Below are 19,151 nucleotides of genomic sequence, written 5' to 3'. Positions count from 1 at the left end.
TGATTGATGGCGGACGAAAAAAACTTGGACACTGATGATCTATCGCTCACTGAGTCTGTGGCCGATCGCATCCGCCAACTGCTGATTGCCGGTGAGTTTGCGCCGGGACAGAAGCTCTCGGAGCACCAGGTCTCAGCGCACTTTGGAATCTCTCGCAACACGCTCCGAGAAGTCTTTCGACTGCTCACAAGTCAACGACTGCTAACCTACATTCCCAACCGTGGCGTTTTCGTCGCAGCACCCGATGAAGCAGCGGTGATTGATATCTACAGAGTGCGCTTTGTTCTTCAGCGGGGCGCCGTGCAGGCCGTCGCTAAAGCGCACCCTACGCTTATTCGCATGCGGAGATTGGCCGAGCAGGGGAGGGAGCTTGGTCGAACCGGCGATTGGCGGCAGGTAGGAACCATCAACATGGAGTTCCATCGCACAATGGTCGAACTCTGCGACAGCCCACGCCTCAGCGCCTGCTTCGACCTGGTGCTTGCTGAACTTCGACTTGTCTTTGGGCAGTTGGAAGACTCAGCGCATCTCCACGAGCCATACATCGAATTGAATGCATCACTTGTCGCCGCCCTCGAACTAGGCGACACCGCCGCCGCGATTTCGCAGCTTGAGGCATACCTCATTAAGTCGGAGAGGGCAGTGTTGGCTGCACTCCAGCGCGCAAGGCGTTGAGTGACGGCAGTCGGTAAGAGTATGACCTATGTCCACCGGCGATGCGCTTCAATCGCCCCCGTCGAGATCGCGCACGCGCTGTGGCTTGTGCTTCCGATTTCCGCTCAACCTCGCCGCGTCGGGCAGCGAATTTGCCCGCCATATTCGCTCTCGATCCGAGGGTAACTCGCCGACAAATCGCATTTCGACGATCGCGGGTATCCACCAAGGGGGAGACGTAATGCTTTGGCGGGGCCGACTGACCTTCCAGCAAGAGATCCTGCGCTTCGGCAAGCAGTGCCTGCCGGTCTGAAAGATGCAGGAAAATACCCGTATCGTTTACCGCGACGGCGTGCGAAGACGCGGTCGATAACCTCGTGAATGGTTCCGCCGCCAGCGTAGAATTCGTGCAGCGATGCGATATCGAAGGCCGGTGCGCCGGTCATGCTATTTCTCTTCCAGGATTTTTACGGGCCGATCCCACTGGATCAGCACGACGCAGCCGGTGTCGCTCCAGACGGAGTGTTCCGTGCCTGCTGCATTGACGATGTAGCTGCCGCGGCCGTAATCGCCGGCTTCGTCGGATTGCATGCCTTCCAGAACCAGGATGGTTTCGAGACCTTCATGGCGATGCCGCGGCACCGAGGCGCCGGCCTCGTATTTCAAGAGGGCGACACCCGGCTGGTCGCCTTCGAAGGGACGGATCCAGTGGATTGTGACATCCTGCCGAAATGGACCGAATGTCAGGTCTTTCCAGGCGCCCGGACTCAACAATTCACGCGTTGTCTCAGGCATGACCGATCACCTCCAATATGTCGTCCACATGCGCCGTCCAACCGACGATCGCGCCCTGGGCACGGATCATGGCGATGGCGGCCTCCTTAAATTCGGGAAAATAGCTCTCGGTTGCCTCTTCGGCGAGAAGGCACTCATATCCGCGATCATTGGCTTCTCGCATTGTCGTCTGTACGCAGACCTCGGTGGTGACACCCGCAAAGACGAGTTGGCTGATGCCCTTCGCGTTCAGGACGTCGCCGAGTTCGGTCGCATAAAACGCACCTTTTCCCGGTTTCTCGATCACGATCTCGCCGTCGATCGGGGCAAGCTCGGGCAGGATCGCCGTGCCGGCCTCGCCGGCGATCAGGATCCGGCCCATCGGTCCGTCGTCGCCGATCCTGAGGCTTGGCTTGCCGCGATCGCGCTTGGCAGGCGGGAGATCGGAAAGATCAGGCTTGTGGCACTCCATCGTGTGAATGACCGGCAGCCCGGCATCGCGAAACCCTTGAAGCAGTCGCTTGACGTCCGGGACGATCTTCGCGACCCGGCTGACATCGTTGCCGAGGCTCGCGCCGAAGCCGCCGGGCTCGGCGAAATCGCGCTGCATATCGATCACGATGAGGGCCAACTGGTCGGGTCTTGTTGGAAAGGCGAACGGTTGCGCCTTGATGTCAACCATCATCAGTGATGCCCTGCCATATGCGCGCCGATGACGGAAATGTCGGCCGCTCGCGCCGCGGTTTCATAGACGAGCTTGCCTTCCGAGATGACCATGATGCGGTCCGACATCTCCAGCAACTCGTCAAGATCTTCAGACAACAGCAGCACCGCTGTGCCGGAGTTGCGCGCTCTCATGATGCGAGCGCGAATTTCCGCCACGGCCGAGAAGTCGAGGCCGAAGCACGGGTTGGAAACGATCAGAAGATCGACCTCTCCGGTCAGCTCGCGCGCCAGAACCGCCCGCTGCACATTGCCGCCGGAGAGTGCGGCGATCGGCGATGCAGAGGAGGCGGTCTTGACCTTGAAGTCGGCGATCAGGTCCGTCGCACGCTTCTTCATCTTGCCCTTGCTGAGCCAGATCGCGTCCTTGCCATCCGGCCTCAGATCGAACGTACGGAAGGCCAGGTTCTCGCTCACGGTCATGCGCGGTGCGCAGGCATTCTGCAGCGGTTCCTCCGGTATGAAGCGCACATTGTTCCTGCGCGTTTCCAGCCGCGTTGCGCCGTAGGCACCGCCGTTTACCAGCACGCTGCCTGTCTCAGTCGGCCGCTGACCGGCAAGGATCTCCGTCAGCTCCTTCTGGCCGTTCCCCGATATGCCGGCGATGCCAACGATCTCGCCGGAGCGAACCATCAGGCTCCCGATCTCGATCGTCTTCAGCCCGGAGCGGTCAGGCGCCTTGACCTTCTCCACCTTGAGAACGGGTTTCGCCATTTCGGATACCGGCACACGCGTGTCGAGTTCGGCGAGCTTGACGTCGCCGATCATCATGGAAGCCATCTTCGCCGTCGACAATTCGCCAACCTTGCCGCCGCCGACCAGCTTGCCGCGCCGCAGGATCGAGACGGCGTCAGCGAATTTTGTAACCTCATGGAACTTGTGCGAGATCATCAGCACGGTCAGCTCGCCGCGCTCCGTCATGCCACGCACGAGCCCGAGCATTTCGTCCGCCTCGGCCGGCGTCAACACAGATGTCGGCTCGTCGAGCACGAGGAAGCTACGGCCGAGGTAGAGTTGCTTGACGATTTCCAGCTTCTGCTTTTCGCCGGCCGCGAGTTCGCTGACGGGGCGATCGAGCGGAATCTTGAACGGCATCCGCTCCATGAAGGCGGCGAGATCCTTGCGCTCCTTGGCCCAGTTTATCACCGTCGGCACTGCTGCGCGGCTTATGACAAGATTCTCGGCACCCGTCAGCGATGGCACCAGCGTGAAATGCTGGTAGACCATGCCAAGACCATAGGTCGCGGCGTCCCTGGGCGAGGCGACCGCCACCTCACGGCCATCAACTGAAAGCGAACCGGAGGTCTGGTGGTAGAAGCCCATGATGCATTTGACCAGCGTCGATTTGCCCGCACCATTCTCGCCAAGAAGCGCGTGAAAGGTGCCGGCTGGGATGTTGATCGATACATGATCGAGCGCCGTGAAGCTCCCGAACCGCATGGTCATGTCGAGCGTTTGGATGCCGACGGCTTTGCCGGTCTCGGGAAGAGGCGTGTCGCGTACGATGCTCACTTCAAATCTCCTTTTCGACGATGATTGCGACCGGCCCGCCGCCCGGCGGCCCCTGATGTTCAGCTCCGCCCGAGACGTACAAGTCGGTCATGCCGAAGATGCCGGCGAGCACGCCGCCGACGAAGGCGCGGGCGTGACGCGTGCCGGCGATATCGGAATCATTCAGCATGGTGTGTCGTCTGCCGCCGACCTGACCCGACGGATCGGGCTCTGCCTTGGCGAGCACGGCCGCCAGCTTGCCGTCAGCCGGCAGGCGGTCCCAGGCAGCGCGAACGGATCGCGTGTCGATCGCGTCGTGCATGACGGCATGGTCGATGGAAAGTGGCCCCGACCATTTCGCGCTCATGCCCAGCACGATGATTTCATGATCGAGAAGTTCGACGCCGGCGGAAGCGGAGGCACACCGGGAATAGAGGTCGAAGCGGCTGCATACGTCACTGTCGGCAATCGCGTCAATCTCGAGCTCGCCGAGTGCCACGGCGACGCCGAGGGCGGAGGCGCCGCGTGACAACGCCATCGATTTCAAGGTGTCGCGCGTCGCGGTCGTCTTGCCCGCTGCTTCCGCGTTCGTAATCCGTTGCGAGGTAAGCAGCGGGCATTTGATCTGCACGAAATGAACGTCTGCGACATCCTCGATGCCGGCATCCCGGATCGCGGCGGTCACCGCAGCCGCGACCATGCGGACCTGTTCGCGCCGGCCGAGATGTTCAGGCGGCAGGGCAGGGGTCCGCGCCACGCCGATCGCGAGCGCTCCTTCTCCGGGCTCATTAACCTGCTCGCGCGCAAACACGGTCCAGTGCGGGGAAAGGGCACCCTCCGTGCCGCCCGACATGACGATCGAAACACCTTCGACATTGTGTTCGCCGAAAAGCCGCTCGAAGCTCTGTGTCGCGTAGCCGCGGGTGAAATCGTTGACGCAGCCGTTCCCCTCGGTCTTGCCGAGCACGGCGACCACATTGCCGGCGTCAATGCGGTCAGCAAGCAATGCCTCGACGCGGGATACATCGTCCGGGCCATCTGCCGGGACGCGAAAGACATGGGCACGCAAGGAAGGCATCAGGGAAGCGCCTCGATCAGAGTGGCCGAATTGGACACCGATCCGAAGACGCCGCCCTGCATCTTCACCATCTTGATGGCGGCGAGGTGATTGCCGTAGTCGGTGGCGCCACAGCAGTCCTCGAGCAGCAGGCACTCGAAGCCGCGGTCGTTCGCCTCGCGCATCGTCGTGTGGACGCAGACATCGGTGGTGATGCCCGTCAGGACGATGTTCTCGATACGCTTCTGGTTGAGGATGAGTTCCAGGTCCGTCGCGCAGAAGGAGCCTTTTCCGGGCTTGTCAATGATCGTCTCACCCTCGATCGGCTTCAGTTCGTCGATAATATCCCAGCCGGGTTCGCCACGGACGAGGATACGGCCGCAGGGGCCGGCGTCGCCGATACCGGCGTTGATGCGCTGCGAGCGCCAGCGTTTGTTCGCGGGCAAATCGGCGAGATCCGGCCGGTGGCCTTCCCGGGTGTGGATGATGTGGTATCCCTTGGCGCGCATGGCCGAGACCACTCTTTTGATTGGCTCGATCGGCGCGCGCACCAGCGACAGGTCGTAGCCCATGTGATCGACATAGCCGCCGGGACCGCAGAAGTCGGTCTGCATGTCGATGATGATGAGCGCCGTGTTATCGGGCCTCAGTGCACCGTTGTAGGGCCAGGCATAGGGATCGGCATTGATATAGTGTCCCTTGGTTTCGACCAACGCGTCCATCGTCTTCTCCTATTCCCCTGCAAGTTTGAATGTTTCCCCATAGCGCCTTGCTGGCTTGTCGAAGCCGCAAGACGTGCCATCGGTGACCATGACCTCATCCTCCCAGGGCAGCCGGTATCGGCCGGCGATGAGGTCGTGCATGTAGGTGTAAGGGGCATCACGCGCGCCGCCGGCAACAGCGACGTAGCCGCGGTGGCCGAACTGGTAGATGTTGTTCTCCACGCCCCAGTTGCGCCGTGCCTCTCGCACCAGGTCTGGCCGCACTTCGGCGGTGATGATCTCGTTCGGGCGGCCGGACGTGCCGTGGGCAATGATCGCGCCGTCGAAATTGCAGATCATGCCTTCGCCCATGGAATCAAAGGTACCGTCTGTGCCACACATGCAGACGTTGGCGGTGACCATGAGATTGCAGAAGGCGTTGGATTGGTTGGTGAACTTCCAGCTCTCGCGGATCGGAGCGGTGTAGCCCGCCGTCCGGATCATGATCTCGGCGCCCTTGTAGGCGCATTCTCGCGCCATTTCCGGGAACATGCCGTCATGGCAGATGATGAGCGCCAATTTCGCACCCCGAGGGCCGTCGATGACGGGAATGCCGATATTGCCGGGCTCCCAGGGCTCGACCGGAACCCAGGGATGCATCTTGCGATAGTAAAGCTTCAACTCGCCGGCATCGTCGATGACGATGCCGGAATTGTACGGCATCCCGTCAGGATTGCACTCCATGATGGAGAAGCAGCCCCTGATGCGGTTGTCGCGGCAGGCCCTCTTGAAGGCAGCCACCTCTGGCCCATCGAGCGTGCACATGATCTCCGAATTGATAGCCATCGACAGGCCATGCAGCGCATATTCTGGGAAAACGACGAGATCCATGCTCGCCTGGTTGCGCCGCGCCTTGGCGACCAGATCGACGATCACCTGCGTCTGTCGCGCAAGGTCGTCCTTTGTCACCGTGACCGGAAGCTGAAGTTGGACGAGGCCGATGCCGACGCCATGTTCGGACTTGTTGAGGCCGCCGAGACCATTCATGGCAGATCCTTCATTTCGTGAGTGACAATGCGCCGGGCGCTCCGGCAAGCGAGCGGGTGGGCGACGAAGTCGCGATCAGAATGACCAGTGTCAGCACATACGGAGCCGCATAGAAGAGGTAGTAGCCCTGCGTGACGCCGACCGACTGCAGGGCAGGGCCAAGCGCACCGGCGCCGCCGAACAGAAGCGCCGCCAGAAAGCAACCGATCGGGTTCCACCGCGCGAAGATCACCAGCGCCACCGCCATCAGGCCCTGCCCGGAGGAAATGCCTTCGTTCCATGAGCCTGGGTAATAGAGCGAGAGGTAGGCTCCGCCGACGGCGGCAAGCGATCCGCCGACGGCTGTGGCGAGCAGGCGAACACGGTCCGGGTTGATCCCCATCGCACGTGCCGCATCGGTGCTGTCGCCGACGACGCGCAACACAAGGCCGATCCGTGTGTTTCTGAACGCCCACCACAAAAGGAGCGCAAGTAGGCCGCCCAGGATGAAAAGCACGTTGATGTTCAGGGCCGCCTGAAGTTGCGGAAGATTGGACCAGGCGCCGAACGGGATCGACGGGAGATGTGGCGCCGGCGGCTGGATGAAGGGTTTGCCAAGGAAGAAGGCGAGCCCCAGTCCGAACTGCATCATGGCGATGCCGATCGCGATGTCGTTGACCTTCGGCCACTTGCAGATCCAGCCGTGCACCAGCCCGAAGATGGCGCCGGTCGCCATGGCCGCCAGCACGCCGAGCCAGGGCGAACCGCTGAGGACAGCGATCGCATAGGCGGTCATCGCGCCGAAGACCAGCGTCCCTTCCAGCCCAAGATTAATACGGCCGGATCGCTCGGTGATTGTCTCGCCAAGGCTGACAAAGATGAAGGGTGTCGACACGCGAATCGCGCCCGCGAAGATGGCGAGGGGTACGCCCCAGATGCCGATGCCGGTCGCTTCCATCATGCGCTCCTTTTCCAGAGGTCGGGATTGAAGATCTTGAAGCGACCGTAAAACGTCTCGCAGAAGAGGATGACGACGAAGAGCGTGCCCTGCAGCACCAATACGGTCGCATCAGGCAATGCCATGCGGCGCTGGATCAGGCCGCCCGACGCATCGATGCCGCCAAGCAGGATGGCGACCGGAATAATCGCCAGCGGATTGTGCCGCGCTAAGAAGGCGACGAGGATGCCCGTATAGCCATAGCCCGCTGCAAGCGAGGCATTGGCACTGCCTTGGACGGCGGCAACCTCGATCATTCCGGCAAGGCCGGCAAAGCTGCCCGCGATCGCCGTGAAACCGACGATCAGGCGGCCGACAGGCAACCCCTGGATCTGTGCGGCGCGAACGTTGCCGCCTGCGATACGCGCCGCGAAGCCGTAGCTCGTCACCTCGATCAACACCCAGGACGCGATGCAGGCGATGACGCCGATCGCGAGCCCCCAATGCACGTCCATTCCGGGCATTTTGCCGAGCATGTATTCGGCGGGCAGGGGAGACGTGGAGGGTTTGTTCAGGCTCGCCGGATCGCGCAGCGGTCCTTCGACGAACTGGTTCATCAGAGCGATGGCGATATAGGCGAGCAGCAGCGAGGAGATCGTTTCGTTGACGCCGCGATAGTGTCGCAGGAAGCCCGCAAGGCCGATCCAAATGCCACCGACGATCATGGCTGCCGCAGCCATCAGAAGCAGGACGAGGAGGGCCGGCAACGTTCCGACGAACGGCAACGCAGCGGCCGCAGCAGCAACGCCCCCCAACACCACGGCACCCTCGCCGCCAATGATGACGAGCCCCAAACGAGCCGGCAAGGCGACACACAGGGCTGTCAGAAGAAGCGGGGCCGCCCGGCTAAGGCTGTTCTGGATCGAGAACCAGCTGCCGAAGCCGCCCGTGTACATCAGCTGGAACAAGGTGGCCGGCGATTTGCCGATCACCAGGATGAAGATGGAGAAGAGCGCCAGCCCGATCAGGACCGCGCCGAAACTGATGACAATCGGTTCCGCCCGCCGTGCCAGCCATTCGAGGATAGGTCTGAGCACGGACGATCGTTCGGACGCGATGGATATTGCGGAAGTGTTCGCCTCGACTGTCATGACGCTTCTCCCTCAGGCTTAAGCCGTGGATCCGACGACGCCTTCCACGAGGTAGCCCATGCTCTCGAGCTCGATGGCATCTTCGGCATAGCTCTTGTCGGCCGCGACGACGACGTTGCCCTTGTTGTCCTTGATCGGCCCCTTGAAGACGGAGAACTTGCCGGTCATCATCTCGGCTAACGTGGCGTCGAACTTCGTACGTCCTTCCGCCGGCACGGCAGGCCCGAGTGGGCTCATCTTGACGAAGCCGTCTTTGAGGCCGCCGCGCACGAAGTTGCCGAGCTTTTCGCCAGCCTGCGCCTTCTTGACGAAATCGGTGTAGACGTTTCCCCACGCCCATTCGGCGCCGGTCAAATACTTTTCAGGTGCCAACGGGCTCTGGTTTGCATGGTAGCCACAGACGAAAGCGCCGCGACCGGCAGCCGTTTCGACGACCACCTTCGGGCTGTCGACATGGCAGGTAATCACATCCGCGCCCTGGTCGATCAGCGCGTTGGTGGCCTCAGCCTCCTTGACGGCCAGCGACCATTCGCCGGTGAAGATGACCTGGCAGGTGATCGACGGATCGACCGAGCGCGCGCCAAGTAGGAAGGCATTGATGTTCTGCAGCACCTGCGGAATGGGCTTGGCGGCGACGAAACCGATTTTCTTGCTCTTCGAGGTGTAGCCGGCCGCGGCACCGTTCAGATACTGGCCCTGGAAAATGTAGCCGAAGTACGAACCCGTGTTCGTCGGGTTCTTGCCTTCCTGCCAGAGGCCGCCGCAGTGGCGGAACTGGATGTCCGGGTACTTTGCGGCCATCGCCAGCATATGCGGGTCGAAATAACCGAACGACGTCGGGAAGATCAACGTCGCCCCGTCGAGGTTGATCATCGACTCCATGGTCTTCTGGACATCGACCGTCTCCGGCACATTTTCTTCCTCGACGATCGTCACGCCCGGCAACGCTTTCAAGGTGGCCGCACCTTCGGCATGCGCCTGATTGTAGCCGTAGTCGTCCTTGGGTCCGACATAGATGAAGCCGACCGTCAGCGCGTTCTGGGCAAGAGCACGGCCCGGCAGCAGGCCGGGCGCCAGGGTGAGTGCGCCGGCAGCGGATGCTTGCAAGAAATGGCGACGGTTCATGGAAAGGAGTTTGGTCATCGGAATGCTCCTTGCGGCGAGTGCCGGTTCGAAAAAACGTTGCAAGAAACTGTATGCAATGGCCGTGCCAAACGATAAGCAACTGATTACAAATCGAAAAATTTACTAGCATGTCTCGACATGTGCAAACTGTATGCAGTTTTTGGAAGACGATGAACAAAAAATAACCTGTGATTAATTATGGTGCCGAATCCGTAAGCTGGCTGCCTTTCGACTTTTCCGTGCCACCGTTCAATATCTTATAAATGCAACGTAATTGACTTCTTTTCACGGTAGGTGCATCTGTATACAGTCGACAAATGCAGAACTCCCCGGTGTCACAGACTAAGCGCAGGCAAGTAATAAGGGCGGGCACCACGGTCGAGCAGATGGTGCGCGCCATAGCGGACATGATCGTAACCGGGGTTCTCGCTCCCGGTGAAAAAATGGATGAGCTCTCGCTGGCCAGCCGCTTCGACGTTTCCCGGACACCGGTCCGGGAAGCGCTGCGCGAACTCGGCGCCATGGGGCTGGTTGATCGCGAGCCGAACCGAAGCGCCGTCGTTGCAAATGTAACGGAAGGCTATCTCCACTCGATGTTCGAGGCGATGTCAGAACTGGAAGCCATCTGCGCGCGCCTGTCGGCCGAACGCATGACAGTCGAGGAGCGGCGTTGCCTAGAGCTCGAGCACCGGGCATCGGCGAAACTCGTGCATGCGGGTGCCGATGAAGACTATGCCGCTTACAATACCGAATTTCATACGCGCCTCTATCGCGGGGCTCACAACGATCACATATTCGAGCTGGTGACGCAGACCCGTGCACGATTGGCGCCGTTCCGTCGCGCGCAGTTCAGGTTGCCGGGGCGCCTTGCCCGATCCTATGATGAACACGACGTCATCGTGACGGCGATCATGCGGGGGGAGGCGGCGGCAGCCGGCCAGGCCGCTTATTCCCATGTTGCGATCGTTAGCGATGCCAGCATCGTCTTTGCGTCGACCAAAAGAAATTGATTCCTAGCTATTCTAGGACTGCAACCCCTTGTTTCGCATGGATGTTTTATGAAACGCGTTTTCAATCCGCCCTCTGTCCGCAAGCCCTTCGGGAATTACAATCATGGGCTGCTGGTGCCCCCAGGTGCATCGCTTCTCGTCACATCGGGTCAGCTCGGGATCGGCGTTGATGATGTGATCCCGAATGATGTGGCTGCTCAGGCAGAACTTTGCTTCAAGGCGATCGATGCGATCCTCGAAGAGGCTGGCATGACCTTTGCGGACGTCATACGCATCTCTGGCTTTGTCACAAAGAGAGAAGATTTTGCGGCCTATATGGCGGTACGCGATCGCTATACGCTTGACCCCAAACCTGTCTCGACGCTCATTGTCGTCGGCGGGTTTACACGGCCGGAGTTTCTGGTCGAAGTCGAGGTAACCGCAGCCAAGGCGGTTTGATCGGGAAACGCAGTGCAGGTTTGTGGTATCAGAACCGCTCCATTGTCGCCTTCACCTTGCCGAGAAAGGCGGCCCGCTTCTCTTCGGTGCAGTTGTTCATGTCGTAATGCGCCAGAAAGGTCACCGGTCGCACCGGATTGATCTGCGCACGCAGCACCCGCTTGACGATCTTTTTCGGCGGATTACCGGCAACGAAGGCCCGCAAAGGTGTTGCGCCGTAGGTCAGCACTGCACCGAGCTTGCGGATATGGCGCAGTCGAGACTCCACCTTGCCGTTGACGAGCTCGAAGGAAACGCCGGGTAGCCAGACGCGGTCGAAATAGCCTTTCAAGATTGCGGGGAAGCCGAAGTTCCAGACCGGCGTGACGATCACCAGGCCCTCCGCTCGCTTCAGCCGATCGACATACTCCTTCACCAGCTCCGTATTCTGGGGATAGTCGTGGTAGATCATTCGGTCGTGGCGGGAGAGCACAGGATCGAAGTTCTCCGCGTAGAGATTGCAGTCATCAACCTCGTGTCCCGCCGTCTTCAAGCTTTCCAACGTTTGCCGGTAAAGCGCGTTGCCATAGCTCGACTCCACCGGATGCGAGTGAAGGGCGAGCACTCTCATGTCGCCTCCATCACCGCAGCAAGTCCGGGGAACAGGTAGTTCTTACCCGACGAGAAGTCGAAGTTCGGATTCTCCCAGGCAATCATTTTGCCGGGATTGAGCAGTCCCCGCGGATCGGTCTCATGCTTGAAGGCAAGCTGAACCTTGTCCGTCTGCTTCATGCCGCCTTCTTCCAGCGTGTAGCGATGCGGGTTGAAGATGGGGCAGCCATGGTCCTGATGGATCTTGATGATCTCCCCCAGCCGCTCCTCGGTCGTGTAGCGCACCAGCGGGAGACCCGAGCATTGGATCTGGCCGTCGAACTTGATGAATTCGAGATGGCCGGGCACTTCGTCGCCGAAGATTTCGACCATCTTGGCGACCTTCGCCACATGGTCCGGTCCGGGATATTGGACCTGCAAGTATGTAAAGGTTGGGTCGACTTTCAGCGCGCGCAGCGTCGTATGGTTCCAGGCAAGCTCATAGGCGTGGGGAATGCCCTTCATGCTCTCGACCTTGTCGGAGCGGAAAATGATCTCGCCCTTCTGAGCCGCGCTGAAGGCGGCGAACGCATCCATCGAATGCGGTGCGATCATCAGCACCACAACCGACTGGCCCTGGCGAATATAGGGTTTGTGGCGGGTAAAGTATTCGTGCGGAATGGGCGCGGCGATCGGCGCGATCTCCTTGACGAGTATGCCGTTGCATTTTGCCAGTGCGTCTGAATAGCGCACGGCCGCCATGAAATCATCGTAGCCCACCAGCACATCCACCCAGTCATAGGCCGGTGCAAGCGGCATTTCGATTTCGGTGATGATGCCGTTGGTGCCATAAGCGTGGCTGACCTTCTGCAGATCCCAGCCGGTGAGATCGAGCACCCGCGGCTCTGCCTCCATGGTGACGACACGCAGCCGGATGATGTTGCCGATATCGCGCAGTCCTCCCCAGGTGATCGACCCGACGCCGCCTGAACCGCCTGCGATGAAACCGCCGATCGTTGCCGTTTGTGCCGTCGACGGATGGAAGCGAAGCTCCTGGCCTGAATGGGCTTTGGTCTGCTTGTCGAGTTGAGCGATCACGATGCCGGGTTCGCAGGTCACTCGACCAGGATGGATTTCCTTGATCTTATCCATGGCGGCAAGGTTGAGCACGATCCCGCCGGAGAGCGGCATGGCCTGACCGTAATTGCCGGTGCCGGCGCCCCGCGGCGTCACCGGAACGCCATGCGCGAAGGCGATCTTGAGGGTTTGGATCACCTCGGCTTCGTTCTTGGGCGTCACAACGAGATCGGCGGTAACGCCTTCGAGCTGCGCCTTGAGGATCGGAGAGTACCAATAGAAGTCGCGGCTCTTCTGACGCACGAGCGCCGGATTGTCCTCGACCGCAATGCCTTCGAGTTCTTTCTTGATCTTCTGGTAGTCCGGCATGTCAGGCTCCAACGACGCTATCGAGTTCACGGTAGTCCGGCAGGCTGCGGTCGATCACCTTGCCGCGGCGAAGCACCACGCGGTCAGACTGCGGACGGGAAAGAAATTCGCTCCAGCGACGCGCACTGAAGAGGACGAGATCGGCCGGCCTGCCGGCGCCGATGCGGCTGAGGTCGTGGCGCCCGGCAATGTCGGCGGGCGAGGTGGTTACGACACGCGCGGCCTTATCGAGCGGATGGTCGAGGTGAAGAATGCGTACGGCTTCGCGGAACACCTCGACCGCATCGAGGTCGCCATAGGCGTAGAATGGATCGCGTGTATTGTCGGATGCGACTGCTGTTGCGACACCCGCAGCCGCGAGCTCCTTGAACAGCGTCACACCCCGCCAGCGCGGTGTGCGGTTGGGATAGCGATCCTGCAGATAGGCATTGCACATCGGCAGCGAGATGATCGAGATGCCGGCTTTAGCGACCAGTTCCACGGTGCGCTCGGCTACTCCATCGTCCTGTCTTGCAAGCGAGCAGCAGTGGCCGGCCGTCACCATGCCGGCAAAGCGGTTCCGCAGAACGGCCTCGGCGATCGCCTTCAAAGTCTCCGCGCCGGGGTCATCCGTCTCGTCGACATGAAGATCGACGTCGAGACCGTTCTCCGCCGCCGCATGAAAGAGCGTATCGAGCTGCCATGCGAGGTTCGGCCCCATCTTGGTGACGCCACCGATCAGACCGCCCGCATTGCGGACGACGGCGACGAGATCGGCGAAATATGCCTCATCCACCATGTCGTCCATTGGGAAGAGGGCGACGGCTTGCAGCGCGATCTTGTCCCTCCAGGATTGCCTCACCTCGGAAAACACGTCGAAGGAAATGCGATGTTGGGGGGAGGCCGCGTCCAGATGCGTACGGATCAGGCTCGTGCCGTGCGCATAGGCCGACCGCAGGGAGAACTCCATGCGCTTGCGCACGTCATCGGCCGACCAATGCGCTTCGCGATCGGCGCCGACCGCCTGCAGGGCACCCATGAAAGTTCCGTCCGGATTGCTGCTGCGTCCCCAGATATGTCCCTTGTCGAGGTGCGTGTGGACATCGGCAAAGCATGGCCAGACCATCCCTTCGCGCAGGTCGGATTTCGCCAAATCCTGCGGGGCACTGCCAGCGGGCAGGACCGCGGAAAAAAGACCGTCTTCGATGACGATATCAGCACGCACAAGGCCTTCCTTTGCCGGCGCATTGAAACCTTCGACGGCAACGACGGGCAGCGTCGCATTGCTCAGCACGAAGCGACCGGCGTTCGGAGGCGACATGAAGGAGTACGTCATCAGTTTTCCCGCTTGAGGCTGCTCTCATGCCAGCGATGCAGGCTGAGCCAGGAGATGAAAGAGGTGATCGCGAAGATCGCTACACCGAGCAGCGAGAGCATCAGCAGGGCGGCGAAGAGGCGAGGGATGTTCATGCGGTACTGCGCTTCCAGAAGTCGGAAGGCGAGGCCGGAGCCCGCGCCAGCCGAACCCGCAGCAAACTCGGCAACGACGGCGGCAATCAGCGCCAGGCCCCCGCCGATGCGCAGGCCGGTCATGAAATAGGGCTGTGCCGCCGGCAGCTTGAGATACAGCAGTGTCTGCCAGCGCGAGGCCCCATAGAGTTCGAAGAGGTTGATCAGATTGTGATCAACGCTCTTCAAGCCCTGTACCATATTGGAGAGAATCGGGAAGAACGCGACGAGAAAGGCGCAGATGAGCAGCGCCACCTGTGTCGACGGTGCATAGATAAGGATCAGTGGCGAGATCGCGACAATGGGCGTGACCTGCAGGATGACCGCCAGCGGATAAAAGGCGATCTCGATCCACCGCGACTGCACAAGGAAGATGGCAAAGCCGACCCCGCCCACAAGCGCCAGTAGCAGCGACATGAAGGTGATTTTGGTTGTTACCCAGAGCGCGGGCGCGAGCGTTCCCCAGTCGCTGACGAAGGCGGAGGCCACCGCGCCGGGGCCGGGCAGAATATAGGGCGCTACGCCGGAAAGCTTGACGTACAGCCCCCAAACGACGACCAGGGCTGCGACGGTGGCGAACGGTACCGCAATCCGCAGCGCAAGGTCGCGCCGCTTTGCCGTCATCGGATTTGACAACGATGCCGCCGGCGCATCGGCAATATCCGCGCTCATGCATTCTCCTTTGCGGCATTGATGGCGCCGATCAGCGAGCGCGACACGGTCTCGCAAACCTGGCGATATTCTTCGGACGTGCGGTAATAGGCGTCCCGTTCGAGGCTGGTGACAAGCGGCAGGTCGGCATGGACCCGTCCCGGGCGAGCCTTCATGACGACGATACGGTTCGAGAGATAGGCCGATTCGAACACCGAGTGAGTGACGAAAATCACCGTAATGCCTGTCGCCTTCCAGAGGCGCAGGACGTCGTCATTCAGTTTCTGGCGCGTGATCTCGTCGAGGGCCGCAAACGGCTCGTCCATCAGCAACAGCTTCGGTTTGGTGACCAATGCGCGCGCAATGGATACGCGCATCTTCATGCCGCCGGAGAGCTCGCGCGGATAGGCTTCGGCAAAGTCCTGCAGGCCGACAGTCGTCAAGGCCCTCATGATCTCCTCGCGCGCCGCAGCCTTCGAGATGCCGCGGAGCTTCAGCGGAAGATGAACATTGCCGAAGACATTCTTCCACGGCATTAGTGTCGGCTCCTGAAAGACGAAGCCGATATCGCCTTCCGGCAGACCCCTCGAGTTGATACGGGAACTTGGCCAGTCGATCGTCCCGGAAGAAATATCGCCGAGGCCGGCAATAATGCGCAGTGCCGTCGATTTGCCGCACCCGGAAGGTCCGAGCAGGCTGATGAATTCGCCGCTTTCGACCGTCAATGACATGCCCGACAAGGCGACCGTGCCGCTGGTAAAGACCTTCGAGACCGATTGCATCGAAACGAGCGGTCTCTTGCGCGCGTCCTTATTTGCCGGGATCTGAACTGAGGCTAGAGGCATCGCCTGTCTCTTTTCATCATGTGCCGGTTTGCCGCCAGCAGCGGCAAACCAATTTGGCGTGCCTTACTTTTTCAGGGCCATGCCGACACCCTTGCAGACGTACTTCGTGGTGTAGGCCTTGGTATAGTCCGTGTCGGCCTTGAGAACCTTGATGCCGACCATCTCGGCGAAGAACTTCTTGTAGTGTTCGTCGGTGATGCAGCCGATCCCCTTGTCGAGGGCTTCACCGGATTCGACGATTCCGTATTCCTTCATCTTGGCGATCGAATAGGCGATCTGGCCATCCGTCATCTCCGGATTGTCTTTCTTGATCAGCTCGTTGGCCTTGGTGTTGTCGCCGTAGAGATAGTTGTACCAGCCCTCGATCGAAGCATCGATAAAACGCTGCACGACGTCCGAATGGGTGTCGATCATCGACTGCGTCGTGGTGATCATCGTGGAGTAGGGGGAGTAGCCGTTGTCGGCGAGCAGAAACACTTTCGGCTCCCAGCCGGTCTGCTTCTGGATCTCATAGGGTTCGGAGGTGAGGTAGCCCTGCTGCCCCGACTCCTTGTCGGCGAGGAACGGGCCGGGGTTGAAGTTGTATGGTTTGTATTGCTCGTCCTTGAAGCCCTTGTAGTTCGCCTTCATCCACTCGAAGTAGGTCAGATAGCCGTCCTTGCCGAGAAACAGGGTCTTCAGCTTGGCAAGGTCCTCGAACTTCTCGACGCCGGCGTTGGGGTGGGCGATCAGAACCTGCGGGTCCTTCTGGAAGATCGCCGCGACGTCCACGAGCGGAATACCCTGCTCGACCGCCGACAGTTCGCCCTGCGGGCCGCCCATATAGAAGTTGATCTTGCCAGAGATCAGCAATGCGCTGTTTGCCGCGTTCGGACCGCCCTGCACGATGGTGACGTCAAGCCCGTGCTTTGTGTAGGTGCCGTCGGCGACTGCCTGATAGAAGCCGCCATGCTCGGCTTGCGCGAGCCAATTGGTACCGTAGCTGACTTTATCGAGCGCGTAACCGGGAGCTGCGAGCGCAACAGTGCATCCCAGTGCCAAAGCGGCGGCAGATGCCAAGTTCTTCAGTGCGTTGGACATGATCGGCGTTCCCCTTTGTAGGCCGTTCGATGCGCTCTTTGGCGCCCGATTTTCTTCATTTGAGCGATTGTGTTGCTGTTTGAAAAGCATCAAAATTCGTGCGCAACGATGCCTTTTTGGCATCTCACAGCGAGCCTGTGCCTAATTTGTGCGTAGCGCTCAAAAATGATGCAACGAGGGGTAGGATGCTGCATTCCAGGAAGCTGCTTTACATCAACGAGATCGCCCGCACTGGTTCGATCCGCAAGGCCGCGGCGCGCTTGAACGTTGCGTCATCTGCGATCAACCGGCAGATTCTGGCACTCGAGGAGGAAATCGGGGCGCCGCTCTTTGAACGCTTACCGCGGGGGCTGCGCCTGACGGCGGCCGGCGAGCTCTGCATCGAGCATATTAGGGAGGTTCTGAAGAACTACGACCGGCTGGAGGGCCGGATCAGGAGTCTGAAGATGCAGCAGGCTGGCAAGGTGAGATTGGTGACGACCGTCGGCCTCGCGTCAGGACCGCTCGCGGAAATCATCGCACGGTTCCAGTCGGAGCATCCGCGCGTCTATTTCCAGATCAGGAACGATGCTGGCACGACGACGGTCAATCCGGTGCTCTCGGGCGACGTCGATATCGGCCTCGGCTTCAACATTCCGGCGACACCAGGAATTCGTACGCTCGGCAACTTCGATATTCCGATCGGCGTCGTGCTGCCGTCCGGACATCGCCTCATCGGGCACGGTCCGATCAGCCTGGGCGACATCGTGCAGGAACGATTGGTGCTCGCGCAGCCGGGCACCAGCCTCCGTGACGTCATCAATTTGGCGCTCGCGCGGCTGGATGTTTCGGTAGAACCGGTTCTCGAAAGCAATGCGTCTGAGATGTTGAAGAAGCTCGTCAAATGCGGGGCAGGGCTGACCTTGCTCAATCCGCTCGACGTCATCACCGAGTGCCGCGCCGGCGAACTTGTCTTCCGGCCGATTGCCGAGCCTCATGGCAGGCACCAGCCGATGAAGCTCTTCGCCCGCGCCCGCGCGCCACTCGATTCGGCGACCAGCTTGTTTGTCGAATATCTGCTGGCCGAGCTTGCCGGGCTGGTTCAGGAATTGCAGGCCAAGGGGCACATTGCCCCGGACCGGCCGTCGGCGGCCTGAGATCTAGCGTGAGTAGAGATTTGTGAGCGGATAGCGCTTCAGATCGCAGAGAACGTCGATGAAACCCCGCACCTGATGGCGGCAGATCGCTTCTCCTTTCTCCACCGTGCCGCGCGATGCGTCGCCCACGACACCGTTAGGATTGAGATCATGCGCGATCCAGGCCAGCGAGTGCGGCGGCAGCGGCTGAATGTATTTCGACTGCTCGCGCATCCATTCAGCCTTGGATGCGAAGTTCTGTGCCTTGTCCATGCGGACGAGGTCCGGCCTGAAGTGCAGCATCAGCGACGTTTCGACTTCGCCGCCGTGGATGCCGTATCGGGATTCGTGGTCGCTGATCATGCCGTCCGGATGTCCGAAACGGCCCCATTGGGTCGAGACGACCGCCATCTGGTAGCGTACACGCAGCTCTCGCGCGACGATGCTCATGATGTCGACATTGCCACCGTGCGAATTGACGATCACCATTTTGCGGACCCCGGCTTCGGCAACTTTGGCGCCGAGTGCTGTCCAAATAGGAATCAACAGTTCTGCAGAAAGCGAGAGTGTTCCCGGTCCATAGATATGCTCGTTGGCCTTGCCGATTTCCTGTGTCGGTAGCACCAGTATATCGAGATCGTCAGGCCGCTGGCGGCGAAGCTCCGCAAGCATGCCGTTTGCGATCGCCACATCGGTTGCGATCGGCAGATGCGGCCCGTGTTGTTCGGTCGAGGCGATTGGAAGAATGGCAATGGTCGTATCGGCCGAGAGCTCGTCAAAGTCATAGGTGTTGAGCTCGTTCCAATAGAATGGCGTCGCCATCGCCGTGTGTTCCCTTGCTTGAGTTTCCCTCACTGACTAGGGAATTA

At 60.5% G+C, this 19,151-nt stretch carries 20 protein-coding genes; 4 read left to right on the top strand and 16 right to left on the bottom strand.

What is annotated here, in order from left to right; all coding sequences use genetic code 11:
- Window positions 1-6: 6 nt before the first annotated feature.
- A complete protein-coding gene (locus tag ACSQ9D_RS32445; protein WP_436285854.1) occupies window positions 7-675 on the top strand; it encodes a GntR family transcriptional regulator in 669 nt (222 codons plus the stop codon).
- A gap of 426 nt (window positions 676-1,101) precedes the next feature.
- Here the strand turns inward: ACSQ9D_RS32445 and ACSQ9D_RS32440 are convergent, their stop codons facing one another.
- From ACSQ9D_RS32440 to ACSQ9D_RS32400, 9 genes are read right to left on the bottom strand one after another with little or no spacing between them, the layout of a single operon-like run.
- Complete coding sequence (locus ACSQ9D_RS32440) at window positions 1,102-1,449, bottom strand: cupin domain-containing protein (RefSeq protein WP_436285853.1); 348 nt, start codon at window positions 1,447-1,449, stop codon at window positions 1,102-1,104.
- The gene (locus ACSQ9D_RS32435) at window positions 1,442-2,110 is read right to left on the bottom strand and encodes a cysteine hydrolase family protein (RefSeq protein WP_436285975.1); all 669 of its coding nucleotides are present in this window, start codon (window positions 2,108-2,110) and stop codon (window positions 1,442-1,444) included. The genes ACSQ9D_RS32440 and ACSQ9D_RS32435 overlap by 8 nt, the downstream gene beginning before the upstream one ends.
- Before the next feature lie 2 nt (window positions 2,111-2,112).
- Window positions 2,113-3,663 (bottom strand): ABC transporter ATP-binding protein, encoded by a 1,551-nt coding sequence (locus tag ACSQ9D_RS32430; RefSeq protein ID WP_436285852.1) that lies wholly within the window; start codon window positions 3,661-3,663, stop codon window positions 2,113-2,115.
- A 1-nt stretch (window position 3,664) separates the two neighbouring features.
- Window positions 3,665-4,720, bottom strand: coding sequence for a ring-opening amidohydrolase (locus tag ACSQ9D_RS32425; protein ID WP_436285851.1), 1,056 nt, complete (start codon window positions 4,718-4,720; stop codon window positions 3,665-3,667).
- On the bottom strand, window positions 4,720-5,421 hold the full coding sequence (biuH, locus tag ACSQ9D_RS32420) for a biuret amidohydrolase (protein WP_436285850.1): 702 nt from the start codon (window positions 5,419-5,421) through the stop codon (window positions 4,720-4,722). Before biuH ends, ACSQ9D_RS32425 begins: the two co-directional genes overlap by 1 nt.
- A 9-nt stretch (window positions 5,422-5,430) precedes the next feature.
- A complete protein-coding gene (locus tag ACSQ9D_RS32415; RefSeq protein WP_436285849.1) occupies window positions 5,431-6,447 on the bottom strand; it encodes a formamidase in 1,017 nt (338 codons plus the stop codon).
- A gap of 10 nt (window positions 6,448-6,457) precedes the next feature.
- Complete coding sequence (locus ACSQ9D_RS32410; protein ID WP_436285974.1) at window positions 6,458-7,384, bottom strand: ABC transporter permease; 927 nt, start codon at window positions 7,382-7,384, stop codon at window positions 6,458-6,460.
- The gene (locus ACSQ9D_RS32405) at window positions 7,384-8,514 is read right to left on the bottom strand and encodes an ABC transporter permease (RefSeq protein WP_436285848.1); all 1,131 of its coding nucleotides are present in this window, start codon (window positions 8,512-8,514) and stop codon (window positions 7,384-7,386) included. Before ACSQ9D_RS32405 ends, ACSQ9D_RS32410 begins: the two co-directional genes overlap by 1 nt.
- Before the next feature lie 18 nt (window positions 8,515-8,532).
- A complete protein-coding gene (locus ACSQ9D_RS32400) occupies window positions 8,533-9,657 on the bottom strand; it encodes a BMP family ABC transporter substrate-binding protein (RefSeq protein WP_436285847.1) in 1,125 nt (374 codons plus the stop codon).
- Between the two features lie 314 nt (window positions 9,658-9,971).
- On the opposite strand from ACSQ9D_RS32400, the gene ACSQ9D_RS32395 reads away from it, so the two are divergent.
- Both ACSQ9D_RS32395 and ACSQ9D_RS32390 read left to right on the top strand, forming a co-directional pair.
- The gene (locus tag ACSQ9D_RS32395; protein WP_436285846.1) at window positions 9,972-10,649 is read left to right on the top strand and encodes a GntR family transcriptional regulator; all 678 of its coding nucleotides are present in this window, start codon (window positions 9,972-9,974) and stop codon (window positions 10,647-10,649) included.
- A gap of 48 nt (window positions 10,650-10,697) precedes the next feature.
- Entirely contained in the window at window positions 10,698-11,087 is a 390-nt protein-coding gene (locus ACSQ9D_RS32390; RefSeq protein ID WP_436285845.1) for a RidA family protein, read from the top strand.
- Between the two features lie 28 nt (window positions 11,088-11,115).
- On the opposite strand, the gene ACSQ9D_RS32385 is transcribed toward ACSQ9D_RS32390, so the two are convergent.
- From ACSQ9D_RS32385 to ACSQ9D_RS32360, 6 genes are all read right to left on the bottom strand, one after another.
- Window positions 11,116-11,697 (bottom strand): NAD(P)H-dependent oxidoreductase, encoded by a 582-nt coding sequence (locus ACSQ9D_RS32385; protein ID WP_436285844.1) that lies wholly within the window; start codon window positions 11,695-11,697, stop codon window positions 11,116-11,118.
- Window positions 11,694-13,103 (bottom strand): FAD-binding oxidoreductase, encoded by a 1,410-nt coding sequence (locus ACSQ9D_RS32380; RefSeq protein WP_436285843.1) that lies wholly within the window; start codon window positions 13,101-13,103, stop codon window positions 11,694-11,696. The genes ACSQ9D_RS32385 and ACSQ9D_RS32380 overlap by 4 nt, the downstream gene beginning before the upstream one ends.
- Before the next feature lies 1 nt (window position 13,104).
- Complete coding sequence (locus ACSQ9D_RS32375; RefSeq protein WP_436285842.1) at window positions 13,105-14,418, bottom strand: cytosine deaminase; 1,314 nt, start codon at window positions 14,416-14,418, stop codon at window positions 13,105-13,107.
- Window positions 14,418-15,263 (bottom strand): ABC transporter permease, encoded by an 846-nt coding sequence (locus ACSQ9D_RS32370; RefSeq protein WP_436285841.1) that lies wholly within the window; start codon window positions 15,261-15,263, stop codon window positions 14,418-14,420. Before ACSQ9D_RS32370 ends, ACSQ9D_RS32375 begins: the two co-directional genes overlap by 1 nt.
- On the bottom strand, window positions 15,260-16,087 hold the full coding sequence (locus tag ACSQ9D_RS32365; protein ID WP_436285840.1) for an ABC transporter ATP-binding protein: 828 nt from the start codon (window positions 16,085-16,087) through the stop codon (window positions 15,260-15,262). Before ACSQ9D_RS32365 ends, ACSQ9D_RS32370 begins: the two co-directional genes overlap by 4 nt.
- A gap of 63 nt (window positions 16,088-16,150) precedes the next feature.
- Window positions 16,151-17,167, bottom strand: coding sequence for an ABC transporter substrate-binding protein (locus ACSQ9D_RS32360; RefSeq protein ID WP_436285839.1), 1,017 nt, complete (start codon window positions 17,165-17,167; stop codon window positions 16,151-16,153).
- A gap of 185 nt (window positions 17,168-17,352) precedes the next feature.
- On the opposite strand from ACSQ9D_RS32360, the gene ACSQ9D_RS32355 reads away from it, so the two are divergent.
- The gene (locus ACSQ9D_RS32355; RefSeq protein WP_037121474.1) at window positions 17,353-18,303 is read left to right on the top strand and encodes a LysR family transcriptional regulator; all 951 of its coding nucleotides are present in this window, start codon (window positions 17,353-17,355) and stop codon (window positions 18,301-18,303) included.
- 3 nt (window positions 18,304-18,306) lie between these two features.
- Here the strand turns inward: ACSQ9D_RS32355 and ACSQ9D_RS32350 are convergent, their stop codons facing one another.
- Window positions 18,307-19,104 carry a creatininase family protein gene (locus ACSQ9D_RS32350; RefSeq protein ID WP_436285838.1) on the bottom strand — a complete coding sequence of 266 codons (798 nt, stop codon included), beginning with the start codon at window positions 19,102-19,104 and terminating at the stop codon, window positions 18,307-18,309.
- Between the last annotated feature and the right edge of the window lie 47 nt (window positions 19,105-19,151).

This window comes from Rhizobium sp. LjRoot258, assembly GCF_964254185.1.
Taxonomy (GTDB): Bacteria; Pseudomonadota; Alphaproteobacteria; order Rhizobiales; family Rhizobiaceae; genus Rhizobium.
Note: the sequence above shows the minus strand (reverse complement) of the source record. Positions and strands in the feature narration are given on the sequence as shown.